The organism is Gilliamella sp. X-23, assembly GCF_057063545.1.
The window spans coordinates 137,639-152,900 of the sequence record NZ_JBXSQG010000003.1 but is presented as its reverse complement, the minus strand read 5'-3'; the positions used below and the strand labels follow the sequence as shown (position 1 = coordinate 152,900).

At 38.0% G+C, this 15,262-nt stretch carries 12 protein-coding genes; 7 read left to right on the top strand and 5 right to left on the bottom strand.

The annotated features are described in order from the left end of the window. Positions 1 to 17: 17 nt before the first annotated feature. Positions 18 to 1,064, bottom strand: a complete 1,047-nt coding sequence (locus ACYH9I_RS03380) for a LacI family DNA-binding transcriptional regulator (RefSeq protein WP_483558918.1) — start codon at positions 1,062 to 1,064, stop codon at positions 18 to 20. Positions 1,065 to 1,368: 304 nt separating this feature from the next. Between ACYH9I_RS03380 and ACYH9I_RS03375 the strand changes: the two genes are divergently transcribed. The 4 genes from ACYH9I_RS03375 to dnaB all read left to right on the top strand — a co-directional run bounded on the left by ACYH9I_RS03375 (position 1,369) and on the right by dnaB (position 5,971). Then, positions 1,369 to 2,379 (top strand): hypothetical protein, encoded by a 1,011-nt coding sequence (locus ACYH9I_RS03375; protein WP_483558917.1) that lies wholly within the window; start codon positions 1,369 to 1,371, stop codon positions 2,377 to 2,379. 321 nt (positions 2,380 to 2,700) lie between these two features. Then, a complete protein-coding gene (locus ACYH9I_RS03370) occupies positions 2,701 to 3,720 on the top strand; it encodes an aspartate-semialdehyde dehydrogenase (RefSeq protein WP_483558915.1) in 1,020 nt (339 codons plus the stop codon). After that, on the top strand, positions 3,707 to 4,498 hold the full coding sequence (truA, locus tag ACYH9I_RS03365; protein WP_483558913.1) for a tRNA pseudouridine(38-40) synthase TruA: 792 nt from the start codon (positions 3,707 to 3,709) through the stop codon (positions 4,496 to 4,498). The genes ACYH9I_RS03370 and truA overlap by 14 nt, the downstream gene beginning before the upstream one ends. 63 nt (positions 4,499 to 4,561) lie before the next feature. Next, positions 4,562 to 5,971 (top strand): replicative DNA helicase, encoded by a 1,410-nt coding sequence (gene dnaB, locus ACYH9I_RS03360; protein ID WP_483559008.1) that lies wholly within the window; start codon positions 4,562 to 4,564, stop codon positions 5,969 to 5,971. Positions 5,972 to 6,090: 119 nt separating this feature from the next. On the opposite strand, the gene ACYH9I_RS03355 is transcribed toward dnaB, so the two are convergent. From ACYH9I_RS03355 to ACYH9I_RS03340, 4 genes are read right to left on the bottom strand one after another with little or no spacing between them, the layout of a single operon-like run. After that, a complete protein-coding gene (locus ACYH9I_RS03355; protein ID WP_483558911.1) occupies positions 6,091 to 6,927 on the bottom strand; it encodes a metal ABC transporter permease in 837 nt (278 codons plus the stop codon). Further along, positions 6,924 to 7,790, bottom strand: coding sequence for a metal ABC transporter permease (locus tag ACYH9I_RS03350; RefSeq protein WP_483558910.1), 867 nt, complete (start codon positions 7,788 to 7,790; stop codon positions 6,924 to 6,926). The genes ACYH9I_RS03355 and ACYH9I_RS03350 overlap by 4 nt, the downstream gene beginning before the upstream one ends. A 6-nt stretch (positions 7,791 to 7,796) precedes the next feature. Further along, the gene (locus ACYH9I_RS03345) at positions 7,797 to 8,687 is read right to left on the bottom strand and encodes a manganese/iron ABC transporter ATP-binding protein (RefSeq protein ID WP_174797629.1); all 891 of its coding nucleotides are present in this window, start codon (positions 8,685 to 8,687) and stop codon (positions 7,797 to 7,799) included. Continuing rightward, positions 8,687 to 9,607: a metal ABC transporter substrate-binding protein gene (locus tag ACYH9I_RS03340; RefSeq protein WP_483558908.1), complete on the bottom strand. Its 921-nt coding sequence runs from the start codon at positions 9,605 to 9,607 to the stop codon at positions 8,687 to 8,689. Before ACYH9I_RS03340 ends, ACYH9I_RS03345 begins: the two co-directional genes overlap by 1 nt. A gap of 411 nt (positions 9,608 to 10,018) precedes the next feature. On the opposite strand from ACYH9I_RS03340, the gene ACYH9I_RS03335 reads away from it, so the two are divergent. The 3 genes from ACYH9I_RS03335 to ACYH9I_RS03325 all read left to right on the top strand — a co-directional run bounded on the left by ACYH9I_RS03335 (position 10,019) and on the right by ACYH9I_RS03325 (position 15,154). Next, entirely contained in the window at positions 10,019 to 10,939 is a 921-nt protein-coding gene (locus ACYH9I_RS03335; protein ID WP_483558907.1) for an L-lactate dehydrogenase, read from the top strand. A gap of 446 nt (positions 10,940 to 11,385) precedes the next feature. Continuing rightward, on the top strand, positions 11,386 to 12,936 hold the full coding sequence (locus ACYH9I_RS03330) for a hypothetical protein (RefSeq protein WP_483558906.1): 1,551 nt from the start codon (positions 11,386 to 11,388) through the stop codon (positions 12,934 to 12,936). Positions 12,937 to 13,480: 544 nt separating this feature from the next. After that, positions 13,481 to 15,154 carry a hypothetical protein gene (locus ACYH9I_RS03325; protein WP_483558905.1) on the top strand — a complete coding sequence of 558 codons (1,674 nt, stop codon included), beginning with the start codon at positions 13,481 to 13,483 and terminating at the stop codon, positions 15,152 to 15,154. Positions 15,155 to 15,262 lie beyond the last annotated feature (108 nt).

The window sequence follows — 15,262 nt, the reverse complement described above, 5'->3', positions numbered from 1 at the left end:
GCCGAACGGCTCAAATATTAATAAAACATCGATTCAGTGTTAATGATTGTACAGCGCTTAATGGGTTTTATTGTGTTTTCTATAAGCTCACACAGTAAAGCCGCCGATTTTTGCCCCATTTTAAACAATGGTTTATTTATTCTGTACAGGCTATCTAATTCATTGTATTTAAGTTCCTTAGAGGCACTAAAATACGATATTGTAAGTGGTTTAGTCAGTTTTGCTTTATTTTCATTGGCTTGGTGCAACGCGCCGAGAACCATGCTATCGGGTGATTGGTGGTGTTGTTCTTTATAATTATTTTTATTCAAGCAATTTAAACTAAAATGATCGGTGCAAATAATTGCAGTAGGTGATTTGGTACTGTTTATTAGTTTATTTACTGCCGATCTAGCATGTTGATAGGTAAAGCAGCCGTGAATAATATATCGGGGTTCAATAGCAATATTGGCGCGCAGTAAAGCCTGTTTATAACCTTGTAGCAGAAGCGTGGAGCTGGTTAGTGTTTCATCGTTAAGCAAAATAGCAATTTTGCTATGTGATTTATCAATCAAATATTTTGTTATTTGATGTCCAATCAACAAATGATCAAAATGCACGCAAACAAAATCAAGCGAAAAGTGATTAACTAATACAATAGGTGGTAATGTATTTTTATAAGCAACCAACGTTTTTAAATAGGGAGCATCATTAATAATGATAATTCCGTCAAAGGCATTTTGAGCAACATAACGAATAATATGATGGATATCACTTTTATTATTATAAGGAAACTGCAAATAAAACACTTGATACTGCTTTTCTTTTAGTTCTTGCTCGACACCAATATTGATTAAGCTCTTTGAAAAAAGTTGGTTATCAATAATTAATATCTTGCCGCTGTTATGTATTGGTTTATAGGGTTTGAAATTTTTTGATGTGTCCATATTTAATTCCTCAATAGCTTTATAAACGCGTAGTTGTATTTGAGAGGATGTTAAATGTGGTTTTTTTAACACTCTAGATACTGAAGCGACTGACGTGTTGGCTTTTTTGGCAATTGTTGATAGGGTGATTTTTGTCATAATAATGCATAAAACTAATTAAAATGGCTTATCACTTTACTGATATTGAGTTGTTTTGTAAGGGATAGAATTTTGTTTTGTCGATCTGTGTCCCAAAATATCCATCACAGATATCTAAGCAGCTTAAACAGGTATGCTTTATCAAAAATATGGAATAAGTAATATAACCATGTTATATATGATGTGAAAAATATACTTGAATGAAAAAATTATTATTAAAAACTTAGATAAAAGTTCGTATTTTCTTCTATTAGAAAAATAGAATGGAAGTATGCTAACATGAGGTAAACAAAAGGAATTTGATATGAAACTAAAACCTTTATTGGGCGCAATTTTATTTATGTTTAGTTATTGTGTCTGTGGTCAATTACTTGATATTAACTCTAAATATCGTGGTGAACCATTTTTTATGAGTGTTGATATGCATCAATTGCAACAAGATTGCGCTAGAAACGAAGATGAATATAATCAACTCGATAAAAAAGAAAAGATAAAATATGATAGCCGTTGCCCACTCAACAATTTGAAATTTGATTTTAAACAGTTAGATAAATTAATCGATAATGATCCTATTGTCTATAATGGTAATGATTTTCAACTAAAATTAAGCATTAACCCAATTAATCCTAATAACAAAAACGAGAAAGATATACCTAATTCTGGGCGAGATATTACGTTATTTTTAATTAGCAAAAATCAGGTAATTGATAAGCTTTTTTTAGCAAATAACTCTTTTTCTAATAATCCTACTCTTTGGAATGGCTATCAGCATTACTATATTGCTCCAAGTGGCGATATTTACACATTATTGACAATAAAATCAGAAGCAATTGAGGATGAGTCTGGGACTTTTCCTACATTATGGAAGCATTACAATATTGACACAAGTAATATGAAATTTGGGCTTAAAGAGATGCAAATCAATATGCCAGAAGCAACTTATCAAATTATTTATCCTAACCAATTTAATACTAAATTTCACGAAGGCGCTGTTGAGTATGGTTTAACATTAGAAGAGTCTATTGCACTGTTTAATCAATCAGCTAAAAATGGATCTTCTGATTATAGTCTTGATTTTAGAGTCTATCGTTATTATCAAGATCAGCTAAAAGAGAAAGTAAAGCAGCTTGATAATAAAAAACAACAACAAGATTCGTTGCTGACATTAAAACAAAATATAAATACAGCATGTTTAATTACACCAGCGCCGATTTATGAAAGTGATATTGAACCTTATTTAGATAAAGTTTTGACTTGCTTAATTGATCAACATCGGCAGGCACTCAAACACGTGGAAGATGAGTTAGCCAATTAGTATTATTTTGTAATCATATAATAAGTTAGTATAAACTTTATCAATAAAAGATAATTCGTTATCTGGTGAAGGCTAAAAATTATTTTATTTGTTTGAATAGTCAAATAACCTGTGAAAAAGTAAACTGCTAAATTCATTTTCGAGTATTATCAAAAGCTCAGTATCAACAAAGCCATCTTAATGATGGCTTATCGTTTTAATGTTCAGAATTACAGTCAATTGAAATCTATTCATCTAATGCTATTGTCATGTATCTTTTTCCGCTATCTTTGACAATATAGTGATATAATTACCGCTAAATTTTTTATTGGGTTTATAAATATGTCTGCATGGAATATTGCTATTGTGGGGGCGACAGGCCAAGTTGGCTCTGCGCTAGTTGAGTTGCTACAGCAACGTAGTTTACAAGACAGTAGTCTAAAAATTGAAAATCTTTATTTAGTCGGTAGCGACAATAGTGCTGGCGAAATAGTTCGCTTTGCTGGCAAAAATTTAACGGTGATTGACAGTACACAAATGGACTGGAGCGAGTGCCATTTTGCTTTTTTTGTCGCTGGTGCTAAAACCAGTGAAAAGTATGCGCAAGTCGCAGCACAATCGGGGTGTATAGTGATTGATGCAAGTGGTTATTTTGCTCAGCAAGATCATATTCCATTAGTGGTACCTAAAGTTAATAATAGTGTATTGACCGAATACCGTAATGAAAATATTATCTCCGTTGCTAGTGCCACTGTATGTCAGTTGTTGCGTTGTGTTGCTTCGTTAACTGATATGGAATTATTAACAAATTTACATGCGACTAGTTTTATCCCAGCATCATTGTATGGCAAATCTGGCGTGGATGAACTGGCAGGGCAAAGTGCTCGCTTGTTAAATGGTATGCCGGTTGATAATCAACTGTTTGATAAGCAATTAGCTTTTAATCTATTACCGGTATCGCACGAACATCACGATGCAATACTCGGAGAAAAATCCCAAGTTGATCAAATCCGTAAAGTATTGAGTAATTATGAACTTCCAGTTTCTATCGAGTCAGTGATTGTGCCCGTGTTTTATGGCGTGTCACAAGCTATTAATGTATCAAGTAGTTTGCCAATTGAATTAGATATGGCACGCTTTGGTGAATTTGGTGTTGAAGTGCAAGGCGATAATTTGCCAACGCCAGTGACCGAAGTCAGTACCGAATCAGAACACAACTTGGTTATAAAATTGGCGAATTTAAGACACAGTTATGGTCATTATGAACAAATTCAATTTTGGTCAGTAGCCGATAATATCCGTTATTTAGGAGCATTGATGTTAATTGAGACGCTTGAGATCCTGATTAATGACTACCTGTAAAATTGCCCTGGGTATTGAATATGATGGCAGTGGTTATTTTGGCTGGCAACGCCAGCAATCTGTCGATTCTATTCAAGAGCGGCTAGAATCTGCATTATCCATTATTGCTAATGAGCCAATCAACGTATTTTGCGCTGGTCGAACCGATGCTGGCGTGCATGCGACAGGACAAGTAGTGCATTTTGAAACCCAAGCTGCGCGTTCACCGAGTGCTTGGACAATGGGCGTTAATTCGCATTTACCTGATAATATTGCAGTGCGCTGGTCGCAAACTGTTGAGGATAGTTTTCATGCAAGGTTTAGTGCGACAGCTCGACGTTACCGTTATGTGATCTATAATCATCGCTATCGCCCTGCGATTTTAGCTAAAGGGGTGTCACATTATTATGTGCCATTAAACGAAATATTAATGCACCAAGCTGCGCAGTATTTATTAGGTGAAAACGACTTTTCATCATTTCGAGCAGCTCAATGTCAATCAAGAACGCCTTGGCGTAATATTCATCATATTGAAGTGACAAGGCAAGGTGCATATATTATTGTTGATATTAAAGCCAATGCATTTGTGCACCATATGGTACGCAATATTGTGGGCAGTTTACTTGAAGTTGGTGCGGGTAATCAGCGTCCAGAGTGGATTGATGAACTTTTGCAAGCTAAGGACAGAACGCAAGCCGCCGCAACAGCAAAACCGGAAGGATTATATTTAGTTCAGGTGGATTATCCATCTGAATACCAAATACCCGATCCTAGTTTAGGTCCATTATTTTTAAAATAAGCAACATAGCTTAGCAATAAATTCAATTTAGAACAAAAGATGAATGTAATGAATACTGATCGAATAAGAGCAAACAAAGATTCTAAAAATCAAGAAGCAGAAAAATCAAATCTGCACAATATCAAGCTTCCACCGCACTCAATCGAAGCTGAACAAGCTGTGCTGGGTAGCTTGATGCTTGATAATCAACGTTGGGATGCGGTATCTGAAATGATCACTGAGCGGGATTTTTACTCTCGTCATCATCAATTGATTTTTTCTGAAATGCATACCTTGGTCAGCAAAGGGACACCAATTGATTTAATTACCCTTTCTGAAAGTCTTGAAAGTAAAGACCTATTAGCCGATGTAGGCGGTTTTGCTTATTTGGCGGAGCTTTCTAAAAACACGCCAAGTGCGATTAATGTTGTTGCATATAGCGATATTATTCGCCAACAAGCGATTTTGCGCGAATTAATCAGCGCATCAAATGATATTGCTGATAACTGTTATGCCACCGAAGGGCGCGATAGTACCGAAATTTTAGACTTGGCGGAAAGTAAAATCTTCCAAATTGCTGAAAGTCGGACTAAACAAGGCGAAGGCCCAAAAAGTATAACCGAAGTGTTAGAAGCAACGGTAGCTAAGATTGAAGAATTGTTCCAACGCCCGCATGATGGTGTGACAGGGGTTTCAACCGGTTATATTGATTTAGATAAAAAAACGGCTGGTTTACAGCGTTCTGATTTAATTATTATTGCAGCAAGGCCATCAATGGGTAAAACCACATTTGCCATGAATTTGTGTGAAAATGCTGCCCTAGAGCAAGAAAAGCCAGTATTAATATTCAGCTTAGAAATGCCATCAGAACAAATTATGATGCGTATGTTAGCGTCACTTTCGCGTGTTGACCAAACCCGAATTAGAACAGGGCAACTACAAGACGATGATTGGGCAAGAATTTCAAGCACTATGGGCTTATTGTTGGAAAAGAAAAATATCTATATTGATGATTCATCAGGCTTAACGCCAATGGAGTTACGCTCAAGAGCCAGACGTATTTATCGTGAGCATAAAGGGTTAAGTATGATTATGGTCGATTACTTACAATTAATGCGGGTGCCGAATATCTCTGAAAACCGAACATTAGAAATTGCCGAAATATCACGATCACTAAAAGCCTTGGCGAAAGAGTTACAAATTCCTGTTGTTGCACTTTCACAGCTTAACCGTAGCTTAGAGCAACGTGCTGATAAAAGACCGGTTAACTCAGACTTACGTGAATCAGGCTCTATCGAACAAGATGCCGATGTGATTATGTTTATCTATCGTGACGAGGTGTATAACGAAGCCTCTGAACATAAAGGTATTGCCGAAATCATTTTAGGAAAACAACGAAATGGTCCAATTGGTAAAGTACGATTAAAATTCCAAGGTCAGTTTTCACGTTTTGATAACTATGCAGATAACAGTAAATTTCTTGATGATGAGTAAAAAATAATAAGTATCGATACAGCGTAAATAGGGGTACAACTCTATTTACGCTGTTTTTTTATCGCCATTAAAAAGCCGTTTTAAAAGCGGTTTCAACAGTAGTAGTTTCAAAAATCACTTTAACGGTGCACTTTTTTGTGAGCAACAAACTGATAAGTCTGGGCAAATAAAAAAAGAGTTGCTTGTAAAATAACGATACAGGCGCTGGTTGACGCATCTATATAATAACTTATCAAGGTTCCCATCACCGTTGAAAATGTCGAAACCAATACGGCAATCACCAACATCCATTCAAAGCGTTTGCTTAACGAAAAAGCAGTGATGCCCGGTGCTATCAACATCGCAATAACTAAAATCATCCCAGCGACTTTTAATGATCCTACAATAGTTAAAGCCAAAACACTCAACAAACCGTAATGTAGTAACTTAACAGGTAGTCCTACAACTTTAGCCTGCACTGGATCAAAGCAATAGAGCATCAGATCACGGCGTTTAATAATAATTAAAAGCGACACAATTATAGCAATGAATATGATCTGTTTGAGATCGTCATAACTGGTGCCAAGCACACTACCAAATAGAATATGATTTAAATGTTGCGACGTATCCACCTTAGAAAATAATACTAAACCGAAAGCAAACATCCCTGAAAACACAATCCCCATGACCGTATCTTCTTTGATGCGACTGTTTTCTTTAATATAACCTGTTGCAACCGAGCAAAATAGACCTGAAGCAAAAGCACCAATGATAATTGGGATACCTGCTACATATGCCAGCACAATGCCGGGTAAAACTGCATGCGAGATCGCATCGCCCATTAACGACCAGCCTTTTAATACTAAAAAACAAGATAGTAGGGCACACACAATACCGGTTGCTAACGAAGCTAAAATTGCGCGCTGAATAAGAGGAAGAGTAAGCGGATAATAGATATATTCCCAAAACTCTGTCATACCTGCCTCCCTTTATTTAAACGGCTTTGGCGGATCCTAAGGCGATTTATAATTAACCCTTGCTGTGGAGCAAATAAGAATGCCGCAATAAATATTAGCGTTTGCAACGTCACAATAACGCCACCGGTTTCACCATTTAAAAAGTAACTGATCCAAGCGCCAATAGCACTTGTTACAGCGCCAATTAGCACCGAAATAATCAATAAGTGCGAAAATCGGTTAGTCAATAAGTAAGCGGTTGCACCAGGTGTAACAACCATAGCAATTACTAAAATGGCCCCAACAGTTTGCAGTGCCGCAACAGTGCAGGCGCTTAAAATGGTAAAAAATAGGATTTTTAATGGTAGTGGTTTTAATCCAATGGATCGGGCATGGGTTTCATCAAAAAAAACGACTAACAAATCCTTCCAAAAAAAGAAAAGTAATATAAATGACACCAAAATAATGATTTGCACTTGCCACATATCACTATCATCAATCCCTAGAATATTACCAAATATAATGGTTTGTGCATTGATTGATGTTGGATTGAGCGAAATAATTAACAAACCGACAGCAAAAAAGGTTGAAAAGATAAAACCGATAATGGCATCTGCTTTTAATCGCGTAAAGGCACGTACGAGCGTAATTGCCAGTGCAGCGAGTAATCCGGTAAAGAAAGCACCAACAGAATAAGGCACCCCCAACGCATAAGCCCCTGCAACTCCCGGCACAACAGAATGCGAAAGCGCATCGCCCATGAGTGACCAACCTTTTAACATTAAAAAAGCCGATAAAAAAGCACAGGCAGCACCCACAATACTACTTACCCAAATTGCTTTTAACATAAAACCGTAGGTGAATGGTTCAAGTAACAGTTCCATTTATTATTACCCTTTTGGTTCATTATCGTGATGGTTAACTAGCAAATCTCGATGAGGTGAGTCATGCTTACCTTCCCCATAAAAAATTGCAGCACGTTCATCATCGGTTAAGATCGATACTTTACGAGGATCTTCATCATCGTGCAATTGTTCGCCCGACAAACTCAGATAACGCAGGGCACCACCAAAGGTAGTCATTAAATTTTGTGGTGTAAAGGTTGTTTTAGTTGGACCAAAGGCCAAAACAGTTTGATTAATTAATACCACTTGATCGCAAAATTCAGGCACACTACCTAAGTTATGAGTTGAAACTAAAATCAAATGGCCTTCTTTACGCAGATCTTTCAACAGATCAATAATGGCATTTTCCGTTTTAACATCAACCCCAGTAAAGGGTTCATCTAACAACAGCACTTTACCTTGCTGAGCTAACGCTCGAGCTAAAAATACCCGTTTTTTTTGCCCACCTGATAGCTCACCAATTTGACGATGCTTAAAATCGAGCATATTAACGCGTTCAAGGGCAAGATCGACCTGTTTTTTATCTTCTTTACTTGGAATACGCAAAAAGGACATATGTCCATATCGCCCCATCATGACCACATCTGATACGAGCACAGGAAAATCCCAATCGACTTCTTCGGTTTGTGGCACATAGGCAATGATATTTTGTTTTAAGGTCTGCTTAACTGACATATCATTAAATGTGACATGACCACGAGTTGGACGAACCATCCCCATAATGCTCTTAAATAACGTCGATTTACCGCTACCATTAACGCCGACTAACGCGCAAATAGTGCCACCATTTAATCGAAAACTAGCATCATAAATTGCGGTATGACCATTATTATAAGTCACGGTGATATCATCAACATTCAAGCAAATTTGAGTCATTATTTTTCAAATCCTTTAGCGATAGTTTCGACGGTCACTTTGAGTAGATCAATATAAGTGGGTACAGGGCCATCTTTAGTTGAAAGTGAATCGACATATAAAACGCCACCATATTTAATATCGGTTTCTTTACTAACTTGTTTAGCGGGCTTATCTGAAATAGTACTCTCACTAAAAATAACAGGAATATCATTTGCTCTAACTAAGTCAATTAAATGCCTAACTTGCTGAGGGGTGCCTTGTTGCTCGGCATTGATTGGCCAAAGATAAGCTTCTTTCAAATTATAGTCGCGAGCCAAATAACTAAATGCGCCCTCACTGGTGACTAACCAACGTTTGGCTTCAGGAATTTTAGCTAAACGCTCACGTAATGGCGCATCAAGTGCTTTGATTTTAGCAATATAATCGGCTGCATTTTTATTATAAATCGCGGCATTTTGCGGATCATATTTGACAAACGCCGCACGGATATTTTCAACATAAGTTAAAGCTAACGTTGGCGACATCCAAGCATGCGGATTCGGGTTACCTTTATAGCTGCCTTCTTGAATTGGCATCGGCTCAATACCCTCTGTCACCACAACCGAAGGTACATCTTTAACGTCTTCAAAAAAACGTTTAAACCAAAGCTCTAAATTAAGGCCATTCCATAACACCAAATCGGCTGAATGCACTTTAGTAATATCTTTCGGTGTGGGATCGTACTCATGAATTTCAGCTCCGACTTTGGTAATTGACTCAACCTCAGCAGCATCACCAGCAACATTTTGCGCAATATCTTGAATAATGGTAAAGGTGGTAACCACTTTAAATTTTTTTTCTACCGCATGGGCAGATTCAGAAAGACCCGCCAAAATAATTAACGAAGTTAAAATAACCTTTAATAACGTTTTGCGGTTTTTAAAAAAAATGAACTTCATTAGCGACTCCTTGCAAACAACACATAATCAAATAACAAAATTCAGTGATAGCGATACACCAATTTAGCAGATATCTTTTATTTAATTAGTTATAATAATGAAACAGTATTACCGGTTGAACAGCAATAAAACTAAATGTTAATGAGAATTATTATCATTTGCCGCAATAAAGTCAAATCCTTTTTAAAACTTGCTGTTTCTTGCTTCATTATTGCTATAACGATAGCCTGAATTTATTGTATATAAAACTCAATTAAATAGTAGGTAATTCCGTCTATTTAACTAATAGTTAGCACAAAACAAACAATTAACTGAGTTGCAATAATGTCCCTTTATTGATAATAACTAAAGGTATATTATTGAAATAATCTTTACTGTTTTACCTATTTCTTAAATCAAGCGAGGCTTAACATGAAATTACGAAAAGTGATGATTATTGGCGTGGGTAATGTTGGATCAACAACAGCTTATACATTGGTTAACCGAGGCATTTGTGAAGAAATCGCACTTGTTGACCTCAATAAAGAGCTAGCCTATGGACATGCGCAAGATTTATTAGATGCTGCGGCTTATCGGCAAAACATGGTCAAAGTTAGCTTGCGTGAATCAACTGACTGTGCAGACATAGATATTGCCATTATCACCGTCACATCAGGTATAGCCCAAAAAAGCCGATCCGAAGAACTTGCTGGCACATCCAAAATTGTTGCTAGCATTGTACCTAACATGATGAGTAATGGATTTAAAGGCATCTTCTTAATTGCAACCAACCCTTGTGACGCCATCACATATCAAGTCTGGAAACTATCAAAGCTACCTCGTCACCGCGTAATTGGTACAGGGGTATGGCTTGATACGGTACGATTACGTCGATTGTTAGGCGAAAAAATGGACATAGGCCCACAAAGCATTGACGCCTTCATTGTGGGCGAACATGGTGATTCGCAGTTTCCAGTTTGGTCTCATTCATCAGTTTATGGTATTAATTTAAATGATTTAGAAAAAAACAAAATAGATTTTGATGAAGTGGGTAGCCAAGCTCGAAAAATGGGCTTTGAAATAGCGAATCGAAAACACTGCACCGAATACGGTATTGCCAGCACTATCACCGAAATATGCCAACATATATTCACCAACAGCCACCGAGCATTAGCGCTCAGTTGTATTTTAGATGGAGAGTATGGCTATAAAAATGTTGCTATTGGTGTCCCTGCAATTTTAGATCAGCATGGAATCAAAAAAGTGATCAAGCTTGACTTTAACGAAAATGAAAAACAACTCTTTGAAAAAAGTGTCAATATTGTGAAAGGGTATATTGAACAAATTAGATAAATTGCAGTAAAAACATTTTAATATCTACTATTATATATAAAGTATAGAATAGCTAGGAGTGGTTTGGTTTAGGACGTTTTGGCCTTTTAAAAAATAAAAGGCATCTGTGACAACGCCTGAGTTCAAGGATTTTTATGCGAAATCCTATAAAGCCAAGCCACAAATCCCTTTTTGACGTGCTAACCTTACTTAGTTGTCGGCACTTTTAAAGGTACTAAAAAAACAACCAGCAAAAAGCATTCCCCAAAGTACGCCAACGTAGGTTGACTCCGGCTTTAACAAAACTTTAAAAATTTTAACAAAAAAACTAGCGCATTATTAATCAACCGGTTATAATTTCAACGCTTTCAAAGCAAAGGGAACGCTCATTAACTGAGTGGATAATTATAAAAATTCAAATAAAACAAAAAATTACTTGACAGGTTAATCGAAATGCGCTATCATAATTGGCATCTGGCATCTGGCATCTGGCCTGCCAAACCTACGCCCTAAATCTTTTTAAGTTTCACCGTAGTCTAAAACAGACTCAATTCTCATTTTTATCATCACGTTCATCGACAAGGTTGTCATCGAAGCCGAAGTTCTTGTTGAGGTTGTGCTTGGTGTTTGTTCCATTGTTATTATTGTCTTATTCGCAAGGTTCTCAGGCGTTGTCTGCTTATACCTCAAGAGTGATTGAAGGTTCTGCTCCGTATTTAACATTTGATGGAGGTCGAACTAAGTTGACCACTACTGACATGTTATTGGCTATTAAATTGCCTGATGGTAGAATCATCACATCGTCAACCAATACATCAAGTGCCACAAATCCAATAAAGTTAATAAATGGAAGTACGCTTAGTGATATAGGCATGATAATTCCACCATCAGTGACTTCGGTGAGTCTAGATGATTTAGTGCATCGTTATTACTTTTGGGATGATGATGATGGGGATGGTGTAGGAGCTAATGGTATAACGGCAACAGGAAGCTTATCGGTGAGTTTTACTGATAAGAATGGGAATACAGTAAGTCGTAACGATAGATTAGACATCTGTAAAGCACCTTATAAAGTGAAATTAAGTAGCACCGGTGGTAGTTTAATTACACAATATGGTGTTCCTAATAGTAGTAATTTCGGTGGTAATTCGGTGGAGTATTATATCAATCCGAATTCAACTGAAGCTATGACTTGTTATGCAAGGCCAAATCTTGCTCAAAATTCAGGTGCCCCAGCAGATATATGGAATCTTGATAAAGGCTTTTTGGTTCAGTCAACAAATCCGTCATCTTACGGCCTTAATTTTCCCACTACAGGTTCAGATGGTTTGTATTTTGATTTAGATATAGGTGGTGTGGATGGAAGTCAGTTGAGGTGGTCTTCTGTTTCTCGCGGTGGAATAACGGCTACAGTGAATTGGACAAGGCCACGCTCCGATACATTCACCCCCCCAAGTGGAAGTTCCATGCAGGCCGATAGTTGGATTAGTGATAAATCCCAATATGTAACTCGGGTAACGCTAAATGGTCCAAGGGCAAATGATAATCAGATAAATTCAAGTAGTTCTAGTTTAAGTGCGCCATCTTTACCGCAGACCTTTGAATTAGAGGGTAAGGATAGTAGTGGTAGAGTGGTTGTGAAATATGGATTTCAGTTGAAGCAGTGGTTCGTCAATAGAGGGAATAAAAGAGATCTCCCATCTAACCAATCATCTTGGTGTAGTAGTAGCTCGGGTTATCGTCTTGCTAAGCTCAAGGACTTGACTAATGCCAATTGTAATGCTTGCCCAAGCGCCACGCCGTCGTCACCTGGTAATAATTACCAACGACGAATAGGGGCTGGATTTTTTACGGAGTGGGGATCCATGTATGGTTACGTTGATGCTGGCTTTGCCAACTACTTTTACTGGACACCTGACTTTGCCGCTACCGGCCGATTGTTTGCTGCCAATGCGGACACCGGTACGGTCCTTTACGCTACTGCCGGCGGGCTTTATGCTGTTTGTACTACTCCTTAACTGTTAGCTGTTAATCCTAAGTTCGCAGTGGTGTTTATATGACTATAGTTGGCCAAGTTATTAAAGCCGCACCTCTGCGCAGTTGGGGCAAACTATTGCAGATGCGTTGTTGTGGTTTAAATTCGTGGTTTATTTTGATGTGGCAAGATTTCGGACGTGGTCAAGATAGTTGTTTTGAACACGAAACGGCAAACGTCCGAAACCTCTGCACCTAATTCATTCTATGCACCAGAACAAAAAAGCCTGATTTTCCACCCAAAAATCTGTCAGAAAAGGTATTGATTTTATTAAAGTTTTTATTTGGTGGTTTTTATTCAAAAACACCACCAAAACCATTTCTCAAAACACGCCACCAAAAGCTCAACCTTATCAACTTAGCAAAACTTTACAAATATTTAACAAAAAACTGGCGCATTATCAATCAATCGGCTATAATTTGAGCGCTTTTAAGGCAGGGAAAAGCTCATTAGTTGAGCGGATAATTATAAAAATCAAAATAAAACAATAAATTACTTGACAGGATTATCGAAATGCGCTACCATGCATGGCATCTGGCATCTGGCATCTGGCCTGCCAAACCTACGCCCAAAATCTTTTTCAATTTCACCGTAGTCTAAATCAGACACTGTTCTTATTTTCATCACCGAAGTTATCAAGCTCATCGCGCTTGGCGAGGTCGCCGTGTTTATCGGCAGGGTTATCGCCGAGGTCGAGGTGCTTATTTTTTCTATCTAAATTATCAAACTTACTTAGATTATTTAGATTAACTAAATTATTGTTGTTCTTCGTGCCATTGTTTTTGTTGCCTTATACACAGTGCTCTATGGCATTAACGACGTCTACATCAAGGTATATTGAGGGTAGTGCGCCATATTTAACGTTTGACGGTGGTCGAACAAGGACAACTTCAACGGATAGTTTTTTGTTTATTAAGTTGCGGGATGGCACAAGGTTCACACCATCAACCAATCCATCAAGCTCAACAAATCCAATAGTTTTACCTTATGCAGGAAGTACTTTGGGAGATATAGATATGGTAATTCCATCATCAGTGAATTCAGTGAGTTTAAGTGATTTAGTCACTAGGTATAATTATTGGGGAGATGATGATGGAGATGGACAGGGTATAAATGGTGTTACTGCTACAGGGGATATATCGGTATCGTTTACGGATAAGGATGGCAATACTGTTAATCGTAGTGATGCATTGGATATGTGTAAAGCTCCTTATAGGGTAACCTTAAGTAGTACTGATGGTTATTTACAAACAGAGTACGGGGTTCCAAATAGAGCCAGTTTTAATGGTCAGACGGTGACATATTATATCAATCCGTATGGTGTTACTGGTCCTGTTGTTTGTCACGCAAGGCCGAATCTTAATTATGGCTACCTCGATTACGGCGGCCCATCTAACATATGGTCTCGTACAAAGGGTTTTTTAACTCAGTCAATAAGTTCATCATCTTATGACCAAAATTTTCCTACAACGGGTGCAGATGGGTTGTATTTTGATTTGGACATTGTTGGTGTGGATGCAAGTCAGTTGACGTGGTCTGTTGTCACGAATGGTAGTATAAGGGCAACGGTGAGTTGGACAACGCCGCGTTCTGATACATTCACAGACCTAAGAGGATTTACAGTACAAGCAGATAATTGGATTACTGATAAATCAAGTTATGTCACACGGGTAACGTTAAGTGGTCCTAGGGCTGATAGCGCTCAGATAAGTTCAAATAGTCCTAGTCCTTTTAGTGTACTATCTTTGCCACAGAAATTTGAGTTGGTCGGTAGGGATGGTCGAGGTAATGAGGTTCGGTATGGATTTGTGCTAAAGCAGTGGTTCGTCAATCGGGGTAATAAACGGGATACCTTGTCTAACCAATCCACTTGGTGTAGAAGTTTGGGTTATCGATTGCCACAGATTAAGGATTTAACTAACGCGATGTGTGGTGCGCTTCCTTTTTTCCCATGTGTAAATGGCATAGATGGCGCCTTACCAACCTCATTTGATGATCATTACATGCGTCACATGGGGGCTGGTTTTTTCTCTGAGTGGGGCAGCATGAGCCGCTACGCTGATTTGGGCTTCATCGACTACGCCTATTGGACGAGCGACGCTTTTAGTGGTAATCGCTTCTTCCATGTCGGCACGACCTTCGGTAAGGTCGACTACTTCTTTGCCGGCTACAGCTACTATGCTGTTTGTACCACACCTTAGCTTTTATTTTTTAGTTCTTAATCCTTGGGCCGCGGGGGGGGGGTTATAGTGCAGGTATAGGATAATCTAACAAAGAACAGCCCTCCGCGTAGTTGGGGCGGACCAGTA